Here is a 24,063-nt window from a genome sequence, read left to right as displayed (position 1 = left end):
GCTCTGAACGGCCGAAATTTGCGACATCAAGCCGCTCCGGCCGGAAAATTTGACGGCTTTCCTTGCTCGCGACGCACGATTTCCATCTCGACAACGTGGAGGAACTCGTCGACACGGGCGCGCAACTCGTCGATCTGGGCTGGATCGACGGCCCGGATGCCGGCTTCGGCGTCAGCGCGTAGCCGCGACAGTCCCGCGAAGTAGGTTGCCCAACCGGTCATTTCCGGGAGGGCATGCGGCAGACGGGACCAGGCGCTGCGTGAGCCGCGACGACGGGTGGGCCGTTCGGCCACCGCAAGCGCGGCGCCGGCGCCCCGAAGAGCGGCTTGATAGAGGGCACTGAACCCGTCGGTGGGATCTGCGACGATGTCGGACTCGCGCAGCCGAACCTCGGCGCGCTCCAGGAGATCGCGTGCCGCGATGATCTGCGACGGCTCGAGCCTCGAGGCTTCGGACGTCCGGTTGCGAGCTGTGCCACGTGAACGCTGGGTGTTTGTCGGCGACATCTGCTCTACTCCCTTCTCCCGGAGGTGAACTGTGGAGGGTTCGGTCCGATGGCCCACGCTTCCCTCGTCGACCATCGGACCGTCCTCACGTCGTGCGGGCAACGATGCGGCGTAGCCTTTGCGGAGGTTGAAGCCTCGAACACCCGTTCGACATATTCAATATACCTACGACGGTGTGAACCCTCAAGCGAAGAAGGCGGAAACTTCAGTGGCCATCCGGCTCGTGGACCTCGCGGCCCAAGATGCTCGGACGTGGCTCCCCGACGCCCTGACGGTGTACGTCACAGCGATGAACTATCCCCCCGGCACCGAGATGCAGCGTTCTCCGCTGTGGGAAGACCACGTGCACCGGCCCGGGTGGAAAGCGGTCGCTGCCGTCGACTCGCCCGACCGTGCCGGAGCCCGCGACAGGCTGGTCGGCATCGCGTACGGCTACCGCGGTGCACGAGACCAATGGTGGAACCAGCAGGTACGTTCGGGGCTGGCTCGGGCCGGTTGCAGTCCAGAACGGATCGAAGCGATCACCGGCGACTATTTCGAACTGACCGAATTGCACGTCCATCCGTCTGCCCAAGGGCGGCAGCTGGGAGAAGCCATGTTGTCCCGACTCCTGTCCGACCGGCCGGAACCTCAGGTTTTGCTGTCCACCCCGGAGGTGACCGAGGAGAACAACCGCGCGTGGCGGCTCTACCGACGGCTCGGGTTCGTGGACGTGTTGCGCAGCTTCACCTTTTCGGGAGATCCCAGGCCGTTTGCGGTCCTCGGCCGAACCCTCCCCCTCGGCCGATGACCGCCGGCATGATCGACACTGTCGTCATCGGCGCGGGGCACAACGGATTGATCGCGGCGTGCTACCTTGCCGCGGCCGGACAACGGGTCGTGGTGCTCGAACGCGACAGTGTGCCCGGGGGTGCGGTGTCCACCGTGGAGCGATTCCCCGGCTACAAGGTCGACCGCGGGTCGTCGGCACACCTGATGATCCGCCACACACCGATCATCGACGAGCTGGGTTTGGCCGACCACGGACTGCGCTACGTCGACTGCGATCCGTGGGCGTTCTCCCCCGGGACCGCGGATGGGCCGCCGATCGTCTTCCACCAGAGTCTCGACCGGACGTGTGCGTCGATCGAGGCGGCGTGCGGTGCGGCTGACGCCGATGCCTACCGACGCTTCGTGGCCGTGTGGGGGCCCAGGTCGGACGCGATGATGTCGGCGTTCACCTCCTCGCCTTCGCCGATGGCCCTGGGCCGGGCCTTCTGGGGACTGACCGGCCGGATACCGGGCGGAGGCGGAACAGCCGGCATCGGCCTGTCCCAGGAATTCCTGATGTCTGGGAATGCGTTGCTGGACAACTGGTTCGAGTCCGAGCACCTCAAGGCTGCGCTGGCTTGGTTCGGGGCACAATCCGGGCCTCCGATGAACGAGCCCGGAAGTGCACCGATGGTCGGCTTCTGCGCTGCGATGCACACCATTCCGCCCGGCCGGGCCATCGGCGGCAGCGGAGCACTGAGCGAGTCGCTACTGCGCAAACTCGACGCCGACGGCGGCCAGGTGCTCCTGTCCGCTGCCGCAACGGCTCTGGAGCCCCGCGGCGACGGCTGGCTGGTCCGCAGCGCCGACGGCGGCGAGCACCGCACCAGAACCGTGGTGAGCGCCTGCCACGTACTCACCACATTGGGTTTGTTGCGGGCCGGCGGTTTCGATCGCACGGCACTCGACCGCTGGCGATCGCAGATCCGGATCGGCAACGGCATCGGGATGGCGGTGCGGCTCGGCGGTACGGACGTACCGACCTACCCGGGCCTGCCTGCGGACACCGACGTACACGCGGCACTCGGTCTGCTGGTCACCGACCGGGGGCATCTCGCGCGGGCGTACGCAGACGCCTCCGCCGGCGATCTACCCACGCGCCCGGCCCTCATCGCGATGAGTTACTCCGCGATCGATCCGACGCTGGCACCGCCGGGACGCCACATGACCAGCCTCTGGGCACAGTGGCACCCCTACCGGTTGTCGGGTGGGCGCAGCTGGACCGACCACGCCGGCGAGGCCTCTGACGCGATCATCGCCGAATTGGAACGCCACGCACCGGGTTTCACCGACTCCATCGAGCACGTCCATGTCCAGACACCCGCAGATCTCGAGTCCGAGCTCGGTTTGACCGGCGGCAACATCATGCACGTCGAGATGTCGCTCGACCAGATGATGATCTGGCGCCCCCATCCCGAATTGGCCCGTCACCGGGTACCCGGTGCGGCCGGGCTCTTCCTTGCAGGCGCCTCGACCCACCCCGGCGGCGGCGTCTGCGGCGCAAGCGGCAGGATCGCGGCATCTGCCGTACTCGTCGATCGACGGTCGCCCCTCGCGAGGATCACTCGCGGCCGATGGGGATGACATCCGGCGACGACACCCCGGCGCGGGCGTCGACTCCGGGCGCAGCACTGCTGTGGCTGTCCACCGCATTGCTGGCAACATCCATAGCCGCCCAGATCGTCTACCCCCTGGTGGAGGGCGTCGGCCGCGACCGCGCGACCGTGGTGGTGGTGCTGGCCTCCGCGGCAGCCATGATCGCCCATTCGGCAGCCCGGCTGGGCGCTCTGCGCACCGTGGGTGTGTTCGCGGCCACCGCCGGTGTCGGCTGGACTGCCGAGATCATCGGCACCGCAACATCTTTCCCGTTCGGGGCGTACGAGTACGCAACCGGGCGCATCGGCCCATCCGTTCTCGACGTACCGATTGTCATCGGCCTGGCCTGGACGGCCGGGGGCTACTGCATGTGGTGGGTCAGCTCGCTGGTGACCTCGAACCCGGCGTTGCGGATTCCACTCGCGACCGTCGGGATGGTGGGCTGGGACCTCTATCTGGACCCTCAGATGGTCAGTGCCGGCCTGTGGACGTGGGATGACCGCGACAGCGGGCTACCCGGAGTCGACCAGATCCCACTGACCAACTATGCGGGTTGGGCGGGCGTGGCTGCGCTGATGTTCGTACTGCTCGCCACACTCGATCGCGAACCCGTCGACACCACGCCGCCGGCCCCCATCACCCCGGTCGGCTGGTTCTGTTGGACCTGGCTCGGTTCGGCCCTGGCCTTTCTGGTGTTCCTCGATGATCCGGACCTGCCACCTGCGGTGCCCTACGGATTGGCAGTGATGGGAGTACTCGGTGTGCCTGCCGGGTCGGCACTGTGGCGGCGGACGCGAAACCGTTCGCGGGACACGCTGTGAGTGCAAATGGCGCACCGGTGCCCGGATGCACTGGCCTGATGGAAAGATGATCGCGTGCCTGTGATCCAAACCCGCCCCCGTGGTCGCCGTACCGGCGGCCTCACGCTGGTCATGCTGCTGATGGCCCTCGTCGGGGTCCCACTCCTGGCGGCGTGTTCGGACTCCCCCGCCCAGTTCGGTGACCGCATGTGGGGCGCTCTTGTCCTCGCGGAGAAGGATGTCGGCCAGGAGAAGGGTCCCCAGATCGACGTGCCCCAGTCGCTGGAGACCGTGGTCAGCGCGACCGAGTTCAAACGCGACGGACTGATCGGCACCCGTGCCACATTCACCGAGGCGACTCTGGGCCAGTTCACCCAGCTGGGTGAACTCGTCGAAGATGCATATCCCGACGCGGCCGTGGCCATGGACCTGCAGGCGCAGCGTCGCGGCGACGCGGTCACGTTCCGCGGTACCGCCGACCTGTTGGGTCTGGCGCCTGGCCGCGACTATGTCGAGTTCTCGGTCCAGTTCGCCGGGCCGGTCAGCGCCACCAACGGACAACAGGACGGCGACGACGCGGTGTCGTGGAAGCCGGAGATCGGCAAGGCCTCCCCGATGACCGCGGAAGCGCGCTACGACGAACCTGGTACGGCGGCCTTCACCGGCTGGACTGGCCTGATGGCCGGCATCGCTCTGGCGGTGACCGTCCTCGTCGTCGCCCTGGCCTGGGTCAACCGGGACCAGTCCCCCCGTCCAGGTGCCCCGGCGAAGAGACCACGCGACAAACAGGGATCATCCCGCTGATCGGCAACCTCGCGGCGGCGGTGCCCATCGTCAATCTTGTTCTGACAGTGGTGAACACCCGGCGGTTCACCGATCTCGCAGCCGACGCCGACCCGGTGGTCGGGGCGGTGTGGGTGTGCGTGCCGGCACGCGACGAGGCCGAGCGGATCGCCGACCTGGTAGACGACTTGAAAGTCCAGCACGCGATCGCGGACCTGCGCGTGCTGATTTGTGATGACGATTCCGCCGACGGCACCGCGGAAGTTGCCGTCGCAGCAGCGGCCGATGATCCGCGTTTCACGGTGGTCCGCAACCAACAGCCGCCACCGGCCGGATGGACCGGCAAGAACCACGCCCTGGATCTCTTGACCGCCCAGATCACCGACGGAACCCTGGTGTTCGTGGATGCCGACGTACGTCTGGGCCCTGCGGCACTGCACCGCGCGATCGGCACACTGGCCAGGTCGGGAGGCGGACTCCTCACCGTGTGGCCGTCGCAGCAGGCCGGATCGCTGCTGGAGTACTTGGTTCAACCACTGCTCAGCTGGTCCTGGCTCAGCTCGGTGCCGTTGGCTATCTCCGAGCGTCTGCTACCCCGGTCGATGGCCGTGGCAAACGGGCAGTTCCTGGTGACGTCGCTGGATGACTACCGCCGCGCCGGCGGCCACAGCGCGGTTCGCGCCACCATCACCGAGGACCTCGCGTTGGCCCGCCGCTACCGCTCCGCCGGGATGTCGTCGGCGATCCGCAGCGGTCGTGGGGTCGTCTGGTGCCGGATGTACGAGGGTGCGGCAGACACCTGGGGCGGATACCGGCGGTGGCTGAGCACCGAGTTCGGAAGCCCTGCGGGCGCGAGCATCGTCGCCTTGGTCGCCGGTGCCGTTTATGTACTGCCGGTGGTGCACCTGGTCCGGGGTCGACGACGGTCCCGTGCGTTGCTGACGCTGACCGCGGCGTCTGCGTCCCGAATGGTCGCCCGACATGCCGAAACCGGAGCGCTCAGCCCGGTCGACATCGTCTCGGCCGTCGCACATCCGGTGTCCACCGCACTGGCCGTTGCAGCGGTGGGCGACTCACTGCGAGCCCGCCGGCGCGGCACACTCGACTGGAAAGGTCGCGGTCTCTCGCCACGCTGATCTACAGGCGAGCCGGTCGGACTGTCAGGCAGCCATCACGTTCATACCGAGGCGCTCGAGGACCTCGCTGGTGGCCTTGGCGAAGTTGAGACTGCAGAAGTGCAGACACGGCACGCCCTCATCGATCAACCGCTGGGCCATCTCCGTGGCCAGGTCGATCCCGACGGCCCGCACAGCTTCACGGTTCTCCTCCGAACCGTCGCCCGCCGCCGCGGCGAGCCGCCGGTCGACGGCCTCGGGCAGCACCGACCCCGACAGCTCGACCATCCGCCGCACCGACGCCAGTGACGTGATCGGCATGATCCCGGGAATCAGCGGTTTGGCACCCTGTTCGGGGTCCATGGCGGTGACCCGGTCGCGCAGCCGCAGGAAGTCGTCGACGTCGAAGAACATCTGCGTGATCGAATACTGGGCTCCGGCCCGGAGTTTCGACACCAGATATTTGGTGTCGTGGTCGAGGTCGGGCGCCCGGTGATGGCCTTCCGGGAACGACGCGACACCGACGTTGAAGTCGCCGAGTTCCTGCACGAGCCGCACCAGTTGCTCGGCGTACTCGACGCCCTCGGGGTGCTTGACCCACTCGCCGAGCGGATCGCCCGGGGGGTCACCGCGCAACGCGAGGATGTTGGTGATGCCCTTGTCCGCGTACCCACCGATCATCGCGCGCAGTTCGGCGACGCTGTGGCCGACCGCGGTCAGGTGCGCCACCGGCAGCAATGTGGTCTCCCGGGCGAGCTGGCCGGTGATACGCAACGTGCGGTCGCGGGTGGACCCGCCCGCCCCATAGGTCATGGACACAAAAGCGGGGCCCATTCGTTCGAAGATCCGCACCGTACGCCACAGACGCGCCTCGGCCTGCTCATCGCGGGGCGGGTAGAACTCGACCGAAAACGGCACCGGCCCCGGATGTGGCTCGGCCAGTCGCTGCACGATCGACGGGTGGGATTGCTGCGAACTCACCTGACAAGCATACGGTCGGCGCCGTGGTCGAGACCATGTGGTGCCACGGACGTGGTCAACCCGCGACAACACGACACCGATCGCGCCACCGCTAAGGTGAAGCCGTGGCAATCGAGTTCCTGCGCGACGTCCCGATGGCGACGACCGAGTTGTTGCGGCAGGTCTTCGAAGATCGCAGGCCCACGGTGACTGCCATCTCCCCGGGTTTCGCCGAAGCGGTGGATGCGATGGAGGCTTTTGTACTGCGTGGCGGTAAACGGGCCCGGCCCACCTTTGCCTGGGCCGGTTACCGCGCTGCCGGCCCGGCCCGGACACTTCCCGACGAGATGCTGACCGTGTGCGCGGCCCTCGAGCTCGTACAGGCCTGCGCCCTGATTCACGACGACATCATCGATCGTTCCGACACCCGCCGGGGTCACCCCACCATCCACCGCCATTTCGAAGAAGGACATCGGGCTGCCGGCTGGCTCGGTGCGGCGGACCACTACGGCGAAGGCGCGGCCATCCTGCTCGGCGATCTCGCACTCGCGTGGGCGGACGATCTGCTCGCGGGCGCCGGATTCGGCCCCGACGTGTTCGGCCAGGTCACACCGGTGTGGTCCGGGATGCGGACAGAGGTACTGGCCGGGCAGCTGCTGGACATCCGGACCGAGGCGTCGGGGGACGAATCTCCTTCCGCTGCTCATCGGGTGATGCGGTTCAAGACGGCGGCGTACACCGTGGAACGGCCGCTGCAGCTCGGCGCCGTGATCGGTGGCGGCGATGACGCCCTGGTGGATGCACTGCGCTCGTTCGGCACCGACATCGGCGTGGCGTTCCAGCTTCGCGACGACCTGCTCGGGGTGTTCGGCGATCCGTCGGTGACCGGTAAGCCGGCGGGTGACGACCTCCGGGCAGGCAAGCGCACCGCACTGCTGGCCGCCGCACTCGATTTCGCCGACACCAACGATCCGGTTGCCGCACAGAAGCTTCGGGACGGGATCGGGCACGACCTCGGTCCAGCGGACTTGGCGGAGATCACCGGGATCATCGAGAACAGTGGTGCAGTGCAGGCTGTGGAGCAGCAGATCGACGGTCTCGTCGACTCGGCTCTGACGACCTTGGCCGCCAGCAACGCGACCCCGGCCGCCAAGTCCGAATTGACGGACCTGGCAACGGCCATGACCCGGCGGCAGACCTGAATGGCTCGCTCTGACACCGCACGTCCGCACACGTCGGTGGGCGACAACATCCGTCGGCTGCGTGAGTTCGGTGCGACGGCGATCGGCGGATCCGTCCTGCTCGGTTTCGCCGGATCATTGCTCGTCACCATCGGGAGCTTCGGGGTCGGCGACATCCCTCGGAACCAGACCTCACTGCAGGATCTGGGATTGTCGTGGCTGTCGTTCGGACACGGTAAAACCATGGCGGGAATGTCGTTCTGGCTGGGTGTGGCGGTGATGGTGGTCGCCTGGGTACGCGTGGGTCGCACGCTCCGCGCCGCAACCCCGACCGACGGCGCCGCCCGCACAGTCGGCTGGGCGGCCATCGCGTGGTCGGCGCCCCTGATGGTCGCCGTGCCGCTCTACAGCCGGGATGTATACGCGTATCTCGCCCAGGGGGCGTTGTTACGCGACGGATTCAACCCGTATGCCGATGGGCCTGCTGTACAGCCCGGGGCCCTGCTCGACTCGATGGCCCAGGTATGGGCGACCACCACAGCTCCCTATGGTCCCGCGTTCATGTCGCTCACGGGCGCGGTCACCCGGGTGACCGGCGACGAGCCCGTCGTGGGTGTGCTGGTCATGCGGCTGGTCCTCGTGCCCGGGCTGTTCTTGACGTTGTGGGCGCTTCCGAAGCTGGCCAGACATTTCGGCACCGACCCCGCTCTGGCGCTCTGGCTCGCGGTCCTCAATCCTCTTGTGCTGGTGCACCTGGTGGGAGGACCGCACGTCGAGCTGTTGATGATGGGCGTCCTCATTGCCGGGGTCACGCTCGTGGTGACACGCAAACACGTTTCAGGCGCCGGCGTTCTCGCCCTCGCCATGTCGATCAAGATCACCGCCGGTGTCGCCATCCCCTTCGTGTTGTGGATCTGGTTGTCCCACATCCGCGATGAGCGTGACGTCCGTGCCAAGGACGTGGCTCGCGTTCTCGCCTCGATCATCGGGGTGTCCGTGGCCGTCTTCGGGCTGCTGACGTTGCTCGTCGGCCACGGGTTCGGCTGGCTGCTGGGGCTGACGTGGGCCGCAAAGATCATCAATTGGCTGACCATTCCCACCGCGGTGGCGCACCTCATCACTTTTGCCGCATCACCATTCACCGCCCTGCCGCTGTTGCCGGTGCTCGAGGTGACGCGCGCGGTGGGGTCGGTTGTCCTGGCGCTCACCCTGGTGGGTCTCTGGTTGTGGTTTCGACGAGGTGAGCGTGCCGCGGTCACCGGGATGGCGTGGGCCATGCTCGCCGTCCTGTTACTCGAACCGTCCACGCTGCCCTGGTATTACACCTGGGCGCTTGTGCTGGCTGCCGCCTTCACCATCGAGCGATGGGCAGTGGCGGCCATCGTGTTCTATTCGGTGTTCCTCCTCCAGGTGTTCGGCCCGGACGACGAGATCTTCATGTACAAGCTGACCGATGTGGTTGTCGCCGTTGCCCTCTCGGCACTTGCGGGTTGGTCGTTGATCCGCGAGGACCCCTTGCGTCTGCGCCGGGTGACCCGTGGACCCTCCCCGGCCCCCGTCACCGGAGCGCCCGCATGATCGGTGACGGGCGACTCGAACCCGCCTACGAGCACTGCCGCAAGCTCACCGCCACCCACGGCCGCAGTTACTACCTTGGTACGCAACTGCTCTCGCGGCGACAACGCGCCGGGGTCTATGCGCTCTACGGTTTCGCGCGCATGGTCGACGACATCGTCGACACGGGATCCGGGCAACACCGACTGTCCGCACTCGACGCGATCGAGGCCGACCTGCACGCGGCTCTGTCCGATCCGGGGCATCTCCCCCGCCGGCCCGAAGTGCTGGCGGTCGCGGACACCATCACCACATTCGACATCGACCACCGGTACTTCGACGCGTTCATGCGCTCGATGAGGATGGACATCCCCGACAGCGACATCCACGTCGCGCGGTATCGGACGATGGCTGAACTGCGCGACTACATGTACGGGTCGGCAAGCGTGATCGGATTGCAGATGTTGCCGATCCTCGGCACGGTGGTCGCCGGGGATGTCGCCATCACGCCCGCGCGAGCGCTCGGCGACGCGTTCCAGCTGACCAACTTCATCCGGGACGCCGGCGAAGACCTCGATCGCGACCGCATCTATCTACCCACCGACGAACTCGCGGTCTTCGGGGTGGACGAATCCATGCTGCGACGATGCCGACGCACAGGTCAGGTACCGGGTGAACTACGCCGCGCCCTGGCGCATCTGATCGCGTTGACCCGTGCCGAATACCGCCGGGCCGAACCAGGAATCGAGATGCTGTCGCCGTCGAGCCGGCCGGGCATCCGAGCAGCATTCACCATGTACCGCGCGATCCTCGACGAGGTCGAACGTAGCGGCTACCGCGTACTCACCGAACGCGTGCGGGTGTCGAAACCGGCCCGCCTCGGTCACGTGGCCCGTGCCGTGAGCACCCGGGGCCGCACGCTTGCTCGGTCCTAGGCACCGGTACCCGACCGGCCTGATCAGGAGGGACCGGTCAGAACGCTTCTGCCTGGGCCCGACGCACCATCTCACGGGCCTGATGACCGTGCAGTGCCTGAGCCGGGGTGATGTCGAGGTCGTCGTGCGGCGTGAACAGCCAACGCAAGGCCTCGTCGCGGCTGAAGCCGCCGTCGAGGAGGACGTCGATGAGCCCGGGAAGATGTTTCGTGATCTCCGGGCCGTCCAAGAACAGGGCCGGAATGGCCACCTGCCCGTCACGGCGAACCGCGAGCAACTGGTGGTCGGTGATCAGGTTGAGGATCTTGCTGTTCGAGAATCCCATTCGGGAGGAGACCTGTGACACCGACAACACTTCGACGTCAGCAGGCAGCGTGTCTTCGGAAAGCGGTACGGAACCCACGGGGACGAGGGTACCCAGGCGATGGTCGACGCGTCGAATCACCGTTCCGGGCGCGGGCGCCACACATGTTCCGTGATCTTTTCTCGACACTCCCTCGCTAGGGTGGACTCGTTGTTCGTGTCCCGCCCTGCCGAGAAAGGCCCAAGTTGGTGAACGCCCCGTCCGACGTGTTGCTCGGCGTCCTGATCGAGCGTCGCTATCGGATCGATGCGCTGATCGCCCGCGGGGGGATGTCGAGTGTGTACCTGGGCATGGATCTGCGCCTCGATCGTCCGGTGGCGGTCAAGGTCATGGATCCGCGTTTCTCGGCCGACCCACAGTTCCTTGCCCGCCTGGAGTTCGAGGCCCGGTCCGTTGCCCGGCTGAAGGACCCCGGCCTGGTCGCGGTGTACGACCAGGGCGCGGACGGCGACTACGCATTCCTGGTGATGGAACTCGTCCAGGGCGGCACCCTGCGCGAGTTGCTACGTGAGCGCGGACCGATGCCACCCCACGCGGTCACCGCGGTCGCGGCGCCGGTCCTGGGAGCACTCGGTGCCGCGCATCGTGCCGGGCTGGTGCACCGCGACGTCAAACCCGAGAACGTCCTCATCTCCGACGACGGGGAGGTGAAGGTCGTCGACTTCGGGCTGGTCCGGGCGATCGCGGCCGCCGGGATCACCTCCAACAGCGTGATCCTGGGAACAGCTGCCTACCTCTCCCCCGAACAGGTGGAAACCGCGTCGGCCGATGCTCGTTCCGACGTGTACTCAACAGGCATTCTCGTGTTCGAGATGCTGACCGGCCGAACACCTTTCACCGGTGACACCGCACTGGGTCTGGCCTACCAGCGGTTGCACAACGACGTCCCGCCGCCGGGTTCGGTGATCCCAGGTGTGCCCCGCGAGTTCGATGAGTTCGTCCTCACCGCGACCGCACGCAACCCTGCGGATCGCTACCGCGACGGACATCACATGCGCGAGGTACTCGACGAGATCGCGGACGATCTGCAGCTGCCCGCGTTCACCGTCCCGGCGCCGACCCGCTCCGCCGAACGCGAGACCATGGTCGCGTTTCGCGACCGTCAGCAACACCGTCCCGGGGCCGCCGTCGACCCGGACCTCACCGACCCGTTGCCGGCGAGGGCGGCCGCGCAACCCGATGTCCGTAACCCGACTCGTGTGCAGACACTTCCACCGGACACCCGGCATCCCGAAGGTCACGGACCGCCTCAACCACCGACGCCCCCACCCGCCTACGCCCAGGGCCCGCCGTCCGGTTCACCCATGTTGCTGTCGCATGCAGCCGAGTTCGAGGAACGCCGGCGCAAGTCGCGCCGCAATGCGCTGATCTGGGTGCTCGTGGTGGTGCTGCTCGCGGCGACGCTCGGCGTCGCCGGGTGGTGGCTCGGGTCGGGTCGCTTCACCACCGTTCCGGAACTGAACGGGATGGACCGCGTGGCAGCGACCGAGGCGATCGAAGACGCCGGACTGGACGTGGTGGAGAAGCCGACCTACGACAACGAGCTGCCGGTCGACCAGGTGATGGCCGTCGAGCCCGCGCCTGGCACGCGCGTCAGCAGATTCTCGGACGTCGATCTGTCGTATTCGGTGGGACAGCCCAAAGTCCCGGACCTCTCCTCGGGTGATCCGCTCGCCGTGGTCGAGAAACGTCTGCGCGACCGCACTCTCACGCCCGTGGTTGCACGCCAGCAGTACAGCGCCACCGCGCCGAAGGGGTCGGTGGTCTCACTCAGTCCCAGTTCGGGCACCACGGTTGCGGTCGGCAGCGAAGTGCAGATCATCACCAGCCGAGGCCCCGAGCCGATCTCGGTGCCCGATGTGGCCGGACGCGATCAGGACGACGCCACCGCGCTGCTCAAGACCGCGAAACTCAAGGCCGGCACCGTCCGCAAGGAGTTCAGTCCGGATGTCGACGGCGGCAAGGTGATCGGCACCGACCCCGGCTCGGGCACCCTCGCGGAGCCGGGCAGCACCGTCACACTCGTGGTGTCCGACGCGATCAAGGTGCCGGACCTGTCCGGCAAGACCCCCGACGAGGCGCGGCGGGTCCTGCAAGACGCGGGGCTGATCGCGCAAGACGGCGGCACGTCCACCGACGGTGACGCGAAAGCGGGCACCATCACCACCGCCAGCCCCGCCTTCGGGGCGAGGGTGGACCCTCGCGACCCGGTCGTGCGCATCTTCGTATCCGACGGCGTCGATGTCCCGAACGTGACCGGCGACACGGTCGGGACCGCGAAGAGCAAGCTCGAGGCAGCCGGCCTCTCCGTGGACAGTCGGGGCCTGACGCGCTCGAGTGTGTCGCTCGTGGTCGGGCAGAATCCGGGTGGCGGTACCCGGGTGAAGCAGGGCAGCACGGTGCAGATCACCTCGTTCCCCTGACGTTGCCCGGCCGCTGCGCATGCGCGGTCTCCGTCGTGTGGCCCGGTGTGATCTGATTGCCGGTGACACGGGGTGCCGAACACGTCGGCTGAGATCAGACCCGCTGTACCTGACCAGGTAATGCTGGCGGAGGGATGTCCATCGTGAACTCAGTTGCGCCCGAGAATGATTCCGATCACCGGCCACTGTCCGAGCAGATCGTCCTGGTGACCGGCGGGGCCCGTGGACTCGGCGCCGCGATCACCCGGGCGTTCGCCGCCCAGGGGGCGCGGGTGGTCATCAACTTCCACCGCAGCCAAGCGGCCGCCGACGCGCTCGCCGACGAACTGGGGGCCGGCCGATGCCTGGCCGTGCAGGCAGATGTCACCGATCGGAACGCCGTGCTGGACATGCTCGCAACCGCCCGTGCGCATTTCGGGGCTCCCGTCACCACCGTGATCAACAACGCGCTGATCGATTTCTCGTTCAACGGCGATGCACGGCCGTCAGTCGACGCCATCGAATGGCAGGCGTTCGACGCCCAACTACGGGGCAGTGTTGCCGGCGCCCTGCACACCACACAGGCAGCTCTGCCAGGGATGCGCGAGGCGGGATTCGGCCGCATCGTCACCATCGGGACCAACCTCGTCCAGAACCCGGTTGTGCCCTACCTCGACTACACCGCGGCCAAGGCTGCACTGCTCGCGTTGACTCGGACCCTGTCTGCCGATCTCGGACCCGAGTCGATCACCGTCAACATGGTGTCCGGTGGCCTGCTGCGAACCACCGACGCCAGCGCCGCCACCCCCGAGGCGGTGTTCGATCTCATCGCCCAGAGCACGCCTCTGCGACGGGTCACCACTCCCGCCGAGTTCGCCGACGCTGTTCTGTTCTTCGCCTCACCGTGGGCACGGGCGGTGACCGGTCAGAACCTGGTGGTCGACGGCGGCCTCGTCAAGGACTGAAGCACCGACTTCGCCGTCGAGCGGTTACCCCCGGAGCATCTCCGCGACGAGGAACGCCAGCTCCAGTGACTGCTGGGTGTTCAGCCGCGGATCACACGCGGTCTCGTATCGGCCGGCCAGATCCATGTCCGAGATGTCCTGTGCGCCGCCGAGACACTCGGTGACGTCTTCCCCGGTGAGTTCGATGTGCACGCCACCGGGATGGGTTCCCAGTGCGTGGTGCACCTCGAAGAAACCTTGCACCTCGTCGACCACGCGGTCGAAGTGGCGGGTCTTGAAGCCGGTGCTCGCCTCGTGGGTGTTGCCGTGCATCGGATCGCACTGCCAGATCACCTTGTGCCCGGTGGCCTCGACCGCCGCGACGATCGGCGGCAGCAGGTCACGAACCTTGCCGTTGCCCATCCGGGCGACCAGGGTGAGACGGCCGGGCACGTTGTGCGGATCGAGTCGCTCGACGTACTCGGCGGCGAGCTCGGGCGTGGTGCTCGGGCCGATCTTGAGACCGATCGGGTTGGAGATCAGCTCGGCGAAGGCGATGTGCGCTCCGTCGAGCTGCCGGGTCCGGTCGCCGATCCACAGGAAGTGCGCGGACAGGTCGTACAGCACCTTCTTGCCGCTGTCGGGGTCTTCCGGGTCGTCCGCCAGCCGCAGCATCGCACGCTCGTAGTCGAGCACGAGCGCCTCGTGTGAGGCGTAGATGTCTGCCGATTCCAGGTTCGAGTCGCGAACCCCGCACGCGTCCATGAAACGCAGCCCGCGATCGATCTCCGAGGCGAGCGCCTCGTAACGCGCACCGGCCGGCGATGTGCGCACGAACTCCCGGTTCCAGTCGTGTACGCGGTGGAGATCGGCGTGACCTGCACCGGTGAGCGCGCGCACCATGTTCATGGCGGCACTTGCGTTGGCGTACGCCCGGACCAGTCGAGACGGATCGTGCTCTCGGACGGACTGTTCGGCGACGAAACCGTTCACCATGTCGCCGCGGTAGGACGGCAGCCCCAGTGCGTCGGTGTCGGAAGAGCGCGGCTTGGCGTACTGGCCCGCGATGCGGGCCACCTTGACCACAGGCATGCTGGCGCCGTAGGTCAGCACCACTGCCATCTGCAGCAGGGTGCGGATGTTGCCCTTGATGTGCGGTTCGGTGTTGTCGGCGAAGGTCTCGGCGCAGTCGCCGCCCTGCAGCAGGAACGCCCGTCCCAGCGCGACCTCGGCGAGCTGCGCCTTGAGGCGCTCGACCTCGTTCGGCAGGCAGATCGGGGGGACACTCTCGAGCACCGTGCGCATCGCACGGGCCTTGTCCTCAGGCCAGCTCGGTTGCTGCAGCGCAGGCTTGTCCAGCACCTGCGCAAATCGCTCTGCCAGGTCTCCCGGCAGCGGCGGTAGTTCGGGCAGTTCTTCAATCGGAACATCTACGGTCCAGTTCACCACGTGCCCAGCCTAATGCCCCGCGTGATCGAGCTGCCCCTCACCTCGGAACGCTTCGATGGCCAGCCACTTGTTCAGGTTGTGCCGGGCGTCGGCGAGCGCGTCGTGGGCGTCGTCGGGAGCCGGAGGCAATTCGGGACGGCCGCTCAATTCCCAGTGCTGACGCAGTTCACGGGTGTACCTCGGCATCGACCGGGGCAGAGCGGTCATCGGTCCCCACAATTGGCAGAGCACCACGTGGTCGTAGGCGCCCACCCAGGCCCACAGCTCGATACGGCCTTCCCCGGCGGTCAGGAACTCCAGCAGGTCGTCGCGGATGCGCGCGCGGCTACGCCATGCCTTGGACGCCGGCGACGGCAGCTTGGGCAGAACCTGTGCGCGCACCCACTGGCCGGCCCGGTCGGGATCGAACTCGGTGGACACCGCGTAGAACTCACGTCCGTCCTCGGCGACGACCCCGATCGACACCAATTCGATCGTTCGTCCGTCCTCGATGAACTCGCAGTCGTAGAAATAACGCACCGGCGGCTCAGGCGGCCGGCGATGTGTTGGTGGCGGGCGGCTGAGCCTGCTCCTTGAGCGAGGCGGCGTACACGTCCACGTATTGCTGGCCGCTCAGGTGCATCAACTCGTACATGATCTCGTCGGTGACGGCGCGCTCGATGAAACGGTTGCCCTCCATCCCCTCGTAACGACTGAAGTCGAGGGGCTTGCCGATCTTGACGGTGATGCGTCCGAACCGCGGGATCGTCGTCCCGGGCGGGTTGAGTTCGCTTGTGCCGATCATGGCCACGGGGATCACCGGGACACCGCATTGCATCGCGATCCGCGCGAGGCCGGTCTTGCCCTTGTACAGTCGTCCGTCCGGCGACCGGGTTCCCTCCGGATACATCGCCATCAGGTCGCCGGTGTCGAGTTTGCGTTTGGCGGCCATCAGGGCTCCGGCCGCGGCGTCGGCACCGGTGCGGTCGATGGGGATCTGACTCGAGGCGTTGAAGAACCACCGCTGGAAGGCGCCCTTGGCGCCCGTTCCGGTGAAGTACTCGCTCTTGGCGAGGAAGTACATCCGGCGCGGCACCATCAGCGGCAGATAGAAACTGTCGACCACCGCAAGATGATTACTCGCCAGGATCGCCGGGCCCTTCGCCGGAAGGTTCTCCAGCCCTTCGACTTTGGGGCGCCCCAGCACTCGCAGCGCCGGCCCCATCAGGACGTATTTGAAGACCCAGTACCACATGTCTTCCCACTCTCCGACGAATCACTTCCGACCGCCACTGTCACCGACACCACATACGCACAAAACCTTACCCACCCCGCTGCGGTGGCGTCAGCGCCTGGCCTCGGTCCTCGCGATCTGGGCTGCACCGATCATCCCGGCCGCCTCGCCCAGCTGGGTCCCGCGGATTCGCGCCATCCTCCGGTGTCCGGCACCGGTGAGCAACGCCGAGTAGTGTTCGCGCGCCTCGTCCAGGAACAGACCCGAGGACGAACCGACACCGCCCGCGAGTACCACGAGATCAGGGTCGAACACGTCACAGCACATCGCCAGCCCCAGACCCAGCCATCGGGCGAACTCGGCGAACGCCGCCAGCGCCAGCGCATCGCCTTCATGCGCCGCCGCCGCTATCCGCCGTCCGGTCAGCGAGCCGGGGTCGTCGGAGATGTCGCGGGCGAGTTTGCTGTTCCACATCCCACCGTCGGCGATCAGCTCGACCACCGTGTCGACCAGAGCCGTTCCGCTGCAATACCTTTCCCAGCACCCGAACTTGCCACAGGAGCATGGCCGGCCGTCGGGCATGACCCGCAGATGGCCGAGTTCGGGCGCGACACCGAAGCTGCCGCGGTAGATCTCGCCATCGAGCAGCAAACCCGCTCCGATACCCGTGCCGATCGCAATGACCAGCGTGTTGTGACCTCGCGCGGCCGCGCCGAAGTGATACTCGGCGACAGCGGCGGCGTTTGCGTCGTGTTCGCAGACCACCGGCAGTCCGATCCTGCGCGACATCTCCTCGGCCACGCGGGCCTCACGCCAGGGCAGATGCGGTGAGAAACGGATGACCTGACGATCACTGGTGAGGAACCCGGCGACGGCGACGCCCACCCCGATGACGTCCCAGCGTGCGGTCAGCTCGGCGACGGTGCGGTCGAGGCAGGTCTCGAGCGCGGACACCGTCGTGGGCGTCTGAGCTCGCACCGTGTCATGTACCTGCCCCTGCTCGTCGACGATCGCGGCACGGATGCTGGTGCCCCCGATATCGATACCGATCGCCATGTCCCCGCGCTGGCCCTGACGGTTCGGGGTGGACTCGTGGGCACTCACGGGTCACCCCGCGGGACGTCCCCCACCGGCTCGAACAACACGGTGATGGGCTGATAGACGGCGTCACGGGCACTTGTGCCACCCGCCGGACGCCGGGGCCCGGGTTCCGGACGCGCGCCGATGACCTGCTCCAGCGCCTGCTGAACGGCCTCGAGGATGGCGATCAGCTGACTGAGGAGCTGCCACAACAGATCTCCGGCCTCGTCGATGATCGTGTCGAACGCCAAGCGGGCCTGACCGGCGAAGTCGGTGGCCACAAACGAGGCGCCATCCGCTGTCGCGCCGCCGCCCGCCCGCCTGGCCGCCGCCCCGTTTTCGTCGAGCAGCACGGTCGCAAAGTGGTCGACTCGCTCGAGGACACCGAGCACGAGGGTGCGCCAGGCCTCGGCATCGCCTCCTGGCCGGGCGCCGCCAGGCCCACCTGCGGCCCTGCCCTGCTCGTCGCTCACGCCGGCCTTCCCTCGTTCGACTGCTTGCGCGATCGGACACTCTCGCGGTGCCCGCCATTCTTACTCATCTGTCAATTCTGCGGCCATACATCGGGGTCCGGCCGAAAGCGTACGGTGAGCTCGCCGGCGTCCCAGAACGCGCCCATGACGACGCAACGCCGCAAGACCGACGGCAGCCGAATCCGCTGCCGCACCCCGCTCACCGTGACCATCAAGTCGTCACCGCTGCGGCCGAGCTGTAGTCCCGACGGGTCGGGAAGTGACTGCGTCCACGTCATCCGATAGACCGAATCGAGCCCGGACCCGGACTCGCGTCCGACCCGTGCGGCCCGTGGGCCCACCGCTGCCATCTGCCCGCCAGACAGATCGACGCCGAGCTTGCGCAACGACAAGACCGAATCGATAGGCCCGGAGACCCACGGCACGCACACCACCTCGGCCTCGTCCTTGGTCGCCCGTAGATGATCGACCAACGTTGACTGGGCGGCGATCTGGTGGTCGAGCCACGATGAACTGCCAGGCCCTTCCGCTGTGTGCGCGTCGACCGACAACACCTCGGGCAGCACCCGGTTGGCCAGGATGGTCGACACCGGCAGCCCCATCAGTTGCAAGATGGCTCGGGCACGGTCCAGCGAGGCCGCACCGTCGCGGTCGACCCCGACCACCACGTGGACCTGAACGCCGGACGCGTCGAACAGCAGCTCGTCGACGTCCGCGCAATCGCGCACCAGAGCATCGACCATCCCCACGACGCGGGCAATGCGTACGTTGTCCGCTGCGGCCGCAAGGCGCCGGTGACGCGGCCACAACCTCTCGATCATGTCGGCCACCATCTGAGGAACCCGCATGAGTTCGAAAGGATCGACACCACCGGACATGTCGATCACCACCTGCGCCCACTCGCCCGACGCTGCCTCATCGCGAATCCGGCGCAGCGCCAGCAACGATTCGACTCCTGGCATCCCGAGGATCTCCTCGGGGTCGAGGCCCGACACCACCGCGCCGGCCCCGGGCACACCCGTACCGGTGAGTTCCCCGGCGGTCAGCGCGGAACGCACCGAACCCCACATCTGCGAGACCATCGCCAGTGTGTCCAGTTCGAGTATGTCCACCTGCTGCGACGCCGGAACGGGCTCGCCAGGCGAGGCGAACACACCGAAGATCGCCGAGACATCACGGAAGCGGCCGAGTGACACCAGAAGCGTCTTCCCGCGTCGCCCTGACCCGCTGTGGTGTTGCGGCAGTCCGACGGCACCGGCGGCGGCAACCGTCGACGTTCCGGCACCACCCGGCCCGAGAACGAGGTGGATGGGCGCTAGATCGATCAGTCTTCGACTCTCTTCTTCAGTTCTTTCAGGGCTGCGTCGGTGATGGCCTTCTCAGCCCGCCGCTTGAGCTGTCCGATCATCGGAATCGACAGGTCCACGGTCAGTTCGTAGGTGACCTTCGTCGACCCGGGTGCCTGCTGCACCAACCGGTAACTACCGTGCTGCGCGGTCTGCAGATCGCTGCTGACCAGGTCCCAGCTCACAGAGTGCCCATCGGCGGCCCATTCGTAACTCAATTCGTAGGTGTCCTTGAGGACACCGGCATCGAGCACGAACCGAACTTGCTTCGCGCGGCCTCCGGGGCCCGGTACGGTCACCTCCACCTTGCGGGCCGCCGACACCCACCGCGGGTACTGCTCGAAATCGGCGATGACCGCCATGATGTCGGCTGCATCTGCGTTGATCACGATGGATTGTTCGGTGCGGTCGGTCATCGCGAACCTCCCGCGGCCGATGCGCCGGCTGCCGGTCCGCCGACGTGACGGGATTGCTCGAGGCGGTCCTTCACCTCGAACGACATGACGCGACCGGCCACCCGGCGCCGGTGGTTCATCCGGGCCAGCTCGGTCCCGCGCGCCCTCGGCTCGGACGGAAGCGTCCCGGTCGGCTCTGCGTGCAGGAAATAGTGCAGCACGAAGCCATCGAGCACCCGCTCGAGCCACAGCTCGGTCGTCCCCTCGACGGGGCCCGACACCTTCCAGCGCACACCTTGCTCTTTTCGGTCCTGAACCACGGTCAACCGCAGATCAGGCCACCATCGGCGCCAATTGGCGCGGTCGGAGATCACCTCGGTCGCCGACTCGGGCGGCGCCGCGATGAAAGTTTGGTCGGCAACCTGGATACTGGTCACCGCATTAGCTTCACATATCGGCGTGCCGGTCCGACCACAACCCTGCCTTGACGGTGCGCAGCGCGGCACGCGGTCACAGCAGCTGCCGCAGCCGGCCGGCCATGTGCTCCCATCGCCACCGCGACCGGACCCAATCCCGCCCCGCAGCGCCCATCGATGCGCACAGGTCCGGGTCTCCCAACAGAGCTGTCAGGGCATCGGTGATCTCTCTGATCGACCGGCCATCCACGACCAGACCTGTTTCGCCCTGCTTCACCGTTTCCGGGGCGCCTCCCGACTCACCGGCGATCACCGGGATCCCCGACGCCGAGGCTTCCAGATAGACGATGCCGAGACCTTCGACATCAAGTCCCCGACCTCTGGTACGCGCCGGCATCGCGAAGACATCCGCGATGTTGTGGTACGCGGCAAGCTCGTCGGCGGGTACCGAGCCGGTGAACAGAACGTGCTCGGCGACACCGACTTTGCGTGCCAGGTCCCGAAGCCGCTCGGCATCGGGACCGCCCCCGACGATCACCAACGTGGCGTCGCGGATCTCCGCACGGACCTCGGGTAACGCCCGGATCAACATGTCCTGCCCTTTGCGCGGGACCAGTCGGGACAGACACAGGATGGTCGGCGCATCACCGAGTCCGTGCAATTGTCGAAGACGTTGTCGGGCAACGTCATCCGGCTTGAACCGTTCGGTGTCCACACCCGGCGGTAGGTGTTCGAGCGCCGCGCGGGGGCCGAATGCCGCACTGAATCGATCACGCGTGTACTTGCTCACGTACGTGATCACGTCCGTGCCGCGGCCGATCACGCCGAGACCCTGCCGCGCCACCGGAAGCATCGACCAGCCGACCTCGTGGCCGTGCGTACTGGCGATCACACGCTGCGCGCCTGCGCGTCGCACGGCCGGACCGAGCACGGCCAGAGGGGCTGCCGCCCCGAACCAGACGGTGTCCACCTGATGCGCCCGAACCAGATCGGCCGCCCGCCGCGCAACCGCAGGCGTGGGCAACATCAACGTCGTGGGATGGCGGACGACCTCGTAGTCCTGCTCCGCGTCGAACCGGATGTGGCTGTCCTCGCGCCATCGCGGCGCATAGACGACCACGTCGCCGGCGGGCAACCGCTCGACCAGGTTCTGCAAGTACGACTGGATTCCCCCCTGCCGGGGCGGAAAGTCGTTGGTGACCAACAGCGTACGGTGCATTGGCTCACCGTAGCGGCGATCAGGGTGACGCAGTGAGCCAGCCACGCCACTGATCGACGAGTTCCTCGCGCGAGATCCCCAGAACGATGTTCGAGGCGGTGTCCTGGGACTTGACCACCAGCTGGGGGTCGGTCGGCTGATCAGCGCCGGCCAACGCCACATAGAAACGTTTGAGTTTGTCGTCACCGAACTTGTCCGCGATGAAGGCCGCGACAGACCACGCGGACTGGTAGGACACCGCCGCGTCGGGACTGCCCGGAGAGAAGTTCGCATCGCTGGGAAGGTCCGCAGGCACCTCACCGGCTGCGACCTGCCCGGCCAGGGTCGGGGCGGCGTCGGCGAGGCGGGTGTACGTCCCTCGGCGGCCGACATATTCGGCCACGCCTTCGGTCACCCAGACCGGGGCCGCCTGAGCGGTGACGGTGCGAGCGGCGACGTGGAAAAGCTCATGCCGGAGCACCACCGCGAGTGCGTTCGGATCCAGTTGCGCCGCTTGAGGACTGAAGACCACGCGTTGCCCCAGGGCGGTCGGTCCAGCGGGATCGACTCCGGTGAAGATCGAGACGGCCGCGGCAGCCTGGGCGTCGGCGGTCGCAGCACCGGTGAGCGATCGGAACTCGTCGTCGGTGGGGGCAGCGATGATCCCCGCGCCCTGCGGCCACTTGGTGCCCCAGAACTGCGTGACGGCTCCCGCGGCGGCCGGCAGTAGTTCCTTCAGGCGGGCGGTGAAGCCGGTGTCGGACCCGTTGGTCAACACCAAGGACTCGCCCGGCGTGGTGGCGACGGACGTCGCCGACGGTGAGGGGAACTCCCACACCTGACCCGCAGGCGCGGGCTGCCCGAACAGCGGTCCCGCATCGGCGACCATCTTCCAGCCGTCCGGATACTGGGCCATCACCATGGGGAGGTCGAGCACAACCGGGATCGAGTCGATCCCCTCGTACCCGTATCGCAACTGCACAGGGGCCACCCAGGAGTCGCTGCTCCCCTGCGCGTCGAGACGCTCCTGGAGTTCGGCGGGGACAAGACGCTCGAACTCGCGGCTCGCCGACAATCGGAACTCGAAAGCACTGAGCGGCAGGGCCGGCAGACCCGCTGCCGATGCACCCGTCCGCTCACGCAAGGCAGTGGTCGCCGAGGCATCCAGTTGGGCCAGAGCCGACTCGGCATTCCCCTCGCGCAGGGCATCGGTGTAGGCCTGCAAGGTCAGGGTGACCCCCAGCGACCGTGACTGTTCGTACGGATTCTGCGGACGCGCGGACGAAGTTGCAGCCGGTGAATCGGTGTCCGAGTCCGACGACGTCACAAGCACTGTCGCGACGATGCCGACAACGGCCACGAGCACCACGGCGATCAGGACCCACAGCCACTTCCGGCGCGGCGGATTCCGGCGCTCGGACGTGGCGTCCGCTGCCGGTGCGGCGTCGAGGTCCTCGCGCTCTGGGGACTCGCGCTCGGAAGTCACTGGCGATCCGGTGGCGTCAGTATCGACGGGCCGAGTTGTACGGGCCGGCTCCGTCGATCGGAGCGACCTTGACCGGCACACCGAATGTCGAGGCGTGCACCACGTAACCGTTACCGATGTACATGCCCACGTGGGTGGCGTCCGGGTAGTAGATGATCAGATCGCCGGGCCGCAGAGCATCTCGCTCCACCGGGGTGCCGCCCGCCAGTTGCGCCTGACTGGACCGCGGCAGCGTCTTCCCTGCTTGTTTGTACGCCCACACCATCAGTCCGGAGCAATCGAATTGGTCCGGCCCGGTGGCGCCCCACACGTAGGGATCGCCGATCCGGGTGAGCGCCGCTCGAACAGCGATGACCTCGGGGGCCGTCCCGGCGGGCAACATGGAGGCGTCGAACTCGATCTTGGGCCCGGCCAGTGCGGCGAGCTGCTTGCCGGTCAACGACTCGTACATCGCCCTGATCTCGGTGGCCTTGAAGATTCGTTCACTTTGCTTGGCCTGAAGGTCTGCGCTGGTCTTCTCGGCGGCCGCCACGGCCTGCTCGGCCTTCGTCTTCGCGTCCTGCGCCACCTTTTGCGCTTCCAGCGCTTTGTCGTTGGCGACCTTGAACGTCTGCACGTCGGCAACGGTCTGACGCGAGATCATCTCGAGTCCGGACATCTGGTCGAGCAGTGATTGCGGCGAGTCACTGACGAGGACGGCGTAGAGACGATTGACCCGCGCGCCCCGGTAACTGGCGTTGACCAGCGCATCGACTGCGCCTTGCAGGCTCTCGGCCTGCGTCTCCTGCTCGGCGAGGGTGCGCTCGGCAGCCTGGGCGGCCTCGTTTGCCGCCGCGACGGCGCCGCGCTGGTTGTTCAGTTCGATCGTGGTGTTGTGGATGGCCTCGGTGGCCTGCTCGGCCTCGCGGCCCAGCTGCGTGTATTCGGTGAGCATGTCATCCGGGCTCTTCGGTCCCGGTTCGGCACCGGCCGGCGCACCCGCGCCCAGTGCAACCGCCAACGCCAGCACCACAGCCGCGATCACGGTGTGCATGACGGTGGCATAACGCTTCCGCAC

The 24,063-nt window shown here is 67.3% G+C and carries 24 protein-coding genes and 1 riboswitch; of the genes, 10 read left to right on the top strand and 14 right to left on the bottom strand.

Going from position 1 to position 24,063, the window contains the following annotated elements:
• Positions 1–26: 26 nt before the first annotated feature.
• Entirely contained in the window at positions 27–581 is a 555-nt protein-coding gene (locus CSW57_RS20625) for an SAV_6107 family HEPN domain-containing protein (RefSeq protein ID WP_223249368.1), read from the bottom strand.
• A 133-nt stretch (positions 582–714) separates the two neighbouring features.
• Between CSW57_RS20625 and CSW57_RS20620 the strand changes: the two genes are divergently transcribed.
• The 5 genes from CSW57_RS20620 to CSW57_RS20605 are packed head-to-tail and all read left to right on the top strand — an operon-like array spanning position 715 to position 5,631.
• A complete protein-coding gene (locus tag CSW57_RS20620) occupies positions 715–1,296 on the top strand; it encodes a GNAT family N-acetyltransferase (RefSeq protein WP_189339339.1) in 582 nt (193 codons plus the stop codon).
• Between the two features lie 8 nt (positions 1,297–1,304).
• On the top strand, positions 1,305–2,900 hold the full coding sequence (locus CSW57_RS20615) for a phytoene desaturase family protein (protein ID WP_099384666.1): 1,596 nt from the start codon (positions 1,305–1,307) through the stop codon (positions 2,898–2,900).
• Positions 2,891–3,733, top strand: a complete 843-nt coding sequence (locus CSW57_RS20610; protein WP_223249367.1) for a carotenoid biosynthesis protein — start codon at positions 2,891–2,893, stop codon at positions 3,731–3,733. Before CSW57_RS20615 ends, CSW57_RS20610 begins: the two co-directional genes overlap by 10 nt.
• Before the next feature lie 54 nt (positions 3,734–3,787).
• Positions 3,788–4,516 (top strand): LppM family (lipo)protein, encoded by a 729-nt coding sequence (locus tag CSW57_RS24535; RefSeq protein WP_189339338.1) that lies wholly within the window; start codon positions 3,788–3,790, stop codon positions 4,514–4,516.
• Positions 4,517–4,536: 20 nt separating this feature from the next.
• The gene (locus tag CSW57_RS20605; protein ID WP_189339337.1) at positions 4,537–5,631 is read left to right on the top strand and encodes a glycosyltransferase; all 1,095 of its coding nucleotides are present in this window, start codon (positions 4,537–4,539) and stop codon (positions 5,629–5,631) included.
• A gap of 24 nt (positions 5,632–5,655) precedes the next feature.
• On the opposite strand, the gene CSW57_RS20600 is transcribed toward CSW57_RS20605, so the two are convergent.
• Positions 5,656–6,591: a methylenetetrahydrofolate reductase gene (locus CSW57_RS20600; RefSeq protein WP_023953714.1), complete on the bottom strand. Its 936-nt coding sequence runs from the start codon at positions 6,589–6,591 to the stop codon at positions 5,656–5,658.
• A gap of 104 nt (positions 6,592–6,695) precedes the next feature.
• Between CSW57_RS20600 and CSW57_RS20595 the strand changes: the two genes are divergently transcribed.
• From CSW57_RS20595 to CSW57_RS20585, 3 genes are read left to right on the top strand one after another with little or no spacing between them, the layout of a single operon-like run.
• The gene (locus CSW57_RS20595) at positions 6,696–7,772 is read left to right on the top strand and encodes a polyprenyl synthetase family protein (RefSeq protein WP_370624000.1); all 1,077 of its coding nucleotides are present in this window, start codon (positions 6,696–6,698) and stop codon (positions 7,770–7,772) included.
• A complete protein-coding gene (locus CSW57_RS20590; RefSeq protein WP_099384322.1) occupies positions 7,773–9,329 on the top strand; it encodes an alpha-(1->6)-mannopyranosyltransferase A in 1,557 nt (518 codons plus the stop codon).
• Positions 9,326–10,240 carry a phytoene/squalene synthase family protein gene (locus tag CSW57_RS20585; RefSeq protein ID WP_099384321.1) on the top strand — a complete coding sequence of 305 codons (915 nt, stop codon included), beginning with the start codon at positions 9,326–9,328 and terminating at the stop codon, positions 10,238–10,240. The genes CSW57_RS20590 and CSW57_RS20585 overlap by 4 nt, the downstream gene beginning before the upstream one ends.
• A gap of 37 nt (positions 10,241–10,277) precedes the next feature.
• Here CSW57_RS20585 and CSW57_RS20580 read toward each other — a convergent pair whose 3' ends face one another.
• A complete protein-coding gene (locus tag CSW57_RS20580) occupies positions 10,278–10,643 on the bottom strand; it encodes an Rv2175c family DNA-binding protein (RefSeq protein WP_030171473.1) in 366 nt (121 codons plus the stop codon).
• A 149-nt stretch (positions 10,644–10,792) separates the two neighbouring features.
• Here CSW57_RS20580 and pknB point away from each other — a divergent pair, with 149 nt between their 5' ends.
• A complete protein-coding gene (gene pknB, locus CSW57_RS20575) occupies positions 10,793–13,027 on the top strand; it encodes a Stk1 family PASTA domain-containing Ser/Thr kinase (RefSeq protein WP_099384320.1) in 2,235 nt (744 codons plus the stop codon).
• A 58-nt stretch (positions 13,028–13,085) separates the two neighbouring features.
• Positions 13,086–13,179, top strand: a riboswitch (TPP riboswitch).
• Entirely contained in the window at positions 13,171–13,971 is an 801-nt protein-coding gene (locus CSW57_RS20570) for a 3-oxoacyl-ACP reductase (RefSeq protein WP_099384663.1), read from the top strand. Its footprint overlaps the riboswitch before it by 9 nt.
• A gap of 24 nt (positions 13,972–13,995) precedes the next feature.
• Here the strand turns inward: CSW57_RS20570 and CSW57_RS20565 are convergent, their stop codons facing one another.
• The 11 genes from CSW57_RS20565 to CSW57_RS20515 form a co-directional block, all read right to left on the bottom strand.
• Positions 13,996–15,399 (bottom strand): class II 3-deoxy-7-phosphoheptulonate synthase, encoded by a 1,404-nt coding sequence (locus tag CSW57_RS20565; protein WP_023953728.1) that lies wholly within the window; start codon positions 15,397–15,399, stop codon positions 13,996–13,998.
• A gap of 9 nt (positions 15,400–15,408) precedes the next feature.
• Positions 15,409–15,918, bottom strand: a complete 510-nt coding sequence (locus CSW57_RS20560; RefSeq protein WP_099384319.1) for a polyadenylate-specific 3'-exoribonuclease AS — start codon at positions 15,916–15,918, stop codon at positions 15,409–15,411.
• 7 nt (positions 15,919–15,925) lie between these two features.
• On the bottom strand, positions 15,926–16,633 hold the full coding sequence (locus tag CSW57_RS20555) for a lysophospholipid acyltransferase family protein (RefSeq protein ID WP_099384318.1): 708 nt from the start codon (positions 16,631–16,633) through the stop codon (positions 15,926–15,928).
• A gap of 90 nt (positions 16,634–16,723) precedes the next feature.
• Positions 16,724–17,668, bottom strand: coding sequence for an ROK family protein (locus tag CSW57_RS20550; RefSeq protein WP_099384662.1), 945 nt, complete (start codon positions 17,666–17,668; stop codon positions 16,724–16,726).
• Positions 17,669–17,712: 44 nt separating this feature from the next.
• On the bottom strand, positions 17,713–18,165 hold the full coding sequence (locus tag CSW57_RS20545; protein ID WP_099384317.1) for a hypothetical protein: 453 nt from the start codon (positions 18,163–18,165) through the stop codon (positions 17,713–17,715).
• 71 nt (positions 18,166–18,236) lie between these two features.
• Positions 18,237–19,475 (bottom strand): ArsA family ATPase, encoded by a 1,239-nt coding sequence (locus CSW57_RS20540; protein WP_223249419.1) that lies wholly within the window; start codon positions 19,473–19,475, stop codon positions 18,237–18,239.
• A gap of 14 nt (positions 19,476–19,489) precedes the next feature.
• Positions 19,490–19,927: an SRPBCC family protein gene (locus tag CSW57_RS20535; protein ID WP_023953741.1), complete on the bottom strand. Its 438-nt coding sequence runs from the start codon at positions 19,925–19,927 to the stop codon at positions 19,490–19,492.
• Positions 19,924–20,343: an SRPBCC family protein gene (locus CSW57_RS20530; RefSeq protein WP_099384315.1), complete on the bottom strand. Its 420-nt coding sequence runs from the start codon at positions 20,341–20,343 to the stop codon at positions 19,924–19,926. The genes CSW57_RS20535 and CSW57_RS20530 overlap by 4 nt, the downstream gene beginning before the upstream one ends.
• 73 nt (positions 20,344–20,416) lie before the next feature.
• Positions 20,417–21,541: a glycosyltransferase family 4 protein gene (locus tag CSW57_RS20525; protein ID WP_099384314.1), complete on the bottom strand. Its 1,125-nt coding sequence runs from the start codon at positions 21,539–21,541 to the stop codon at positions 20,417–20,419.
• Positions 21,542–21,560: 19 nt separating this feature from the next.
• Positions 21,561–23,006 carry a hypothetical protein gene (locus tag CSW57_RS20520; RefSeq protein WP_099384313.1) on the bottom strand — a complete coding sequence of 482 codons (1,446 nt, stop codon included), beginning with the start codon at positions 23,004–23,006 and terminating at the stop codon, positions 21,561–21,563.
• Between the two features lie 16 nt (positions 23,007–23,022).
• Positions 23,023–24,039, bottom strand: a complete 1,017-nt coding sequence (locus CSW57_RS20515) for a C40 family peptidase (protein ID WP_099384661.1) — start codon at positions 24,037–24,039, stop codon at positions 23,023–23,025.
• Positions 24,040–24,063 lie beyond the last annotated feature (24 nt).

It is taken from the genome of Williamsia muralis, assembly GCF_002735905.1.
Classification (GTDB): Bacteria; Actinomycetota; Actinomycetes; order Mycobacteriales; family Mycobacteriaceae; genus Williamsia; species Williamsia muralis_A.
The sequence above is the reverse complement of the archived record's forward strand: the minus strand, read 5'-3'. Positions and strand labels throughout refer to the sequence as shown.

Coding starts and splice junctions, on each gene's coding strand:
- CSW57_RS20625 (WP_223249368.1), bottom strand. CDS start 581: ATGGTCGACGAGGGAAGCGTGGGCCATCGGACCGAACCCTCCACAGTT.
- CSW57_RS20615 (WP_099384666.1), top strand. CDS start 1,305: ATGATCGACACTGTCGTCATCGGCGCGGGGCACAACGGATTGATCGCG.
- CSW57_RS20610 (WP_223249367.1), top strand. CDS start 2,891: ATGGGGATGACATCCGGCGACGACACCCCGGCGCGGGCGTCGACTCCG.
- CSW57_RS20590 (WP_099384322.1), top strand. CDS start 7,773: ATGGCTCGCTCTGACACCGCACGTCCGCACACGTCGGTGGGCGACAAC.
- CSW57_RS20585 (WP_099384321.1), top strand. CDS start 9,326: ATGATCGGTGACGGGCGACTCGAACCCGCCTACGAGCACTGCCGCAAG.
- CSW57_RS20555 (WP_099384318.1), bottom strand. CDS start 16,633: ATGTGGTACTGGGTCTTCAAATACGTCCTGATGGGGCCGGCGCTGCGA.
- CSW57_RS20550 (WP_099384662.1), bottom strand. CDS start 17,668: ATGGCGATCGGTATCGATATCGGGGGCACCAGCATCCGTGCCGCGATC.
- CSW57_RS20535 (WP_023953741.1), bottom strand. CDS start 19,927: ATGACCGACCGCACCGAACAATCCATCGTGATCAACGCAGATGCAGCC.
- CSW57_RS20525 (WP_099384314.1), bottom strand. CDS start 21,541: ATGCACCGTACGCTGTTGGTCACCAACGACTTTCCGCCCCGGCAGGGG.
- CSW57_RS20515 (WP_099384661.1), bottom strand. CDS start 24,039: ATGCACACCGTGATCGCGGCTGTGGTGCTGGCGTTGGCGGTTGCACTG.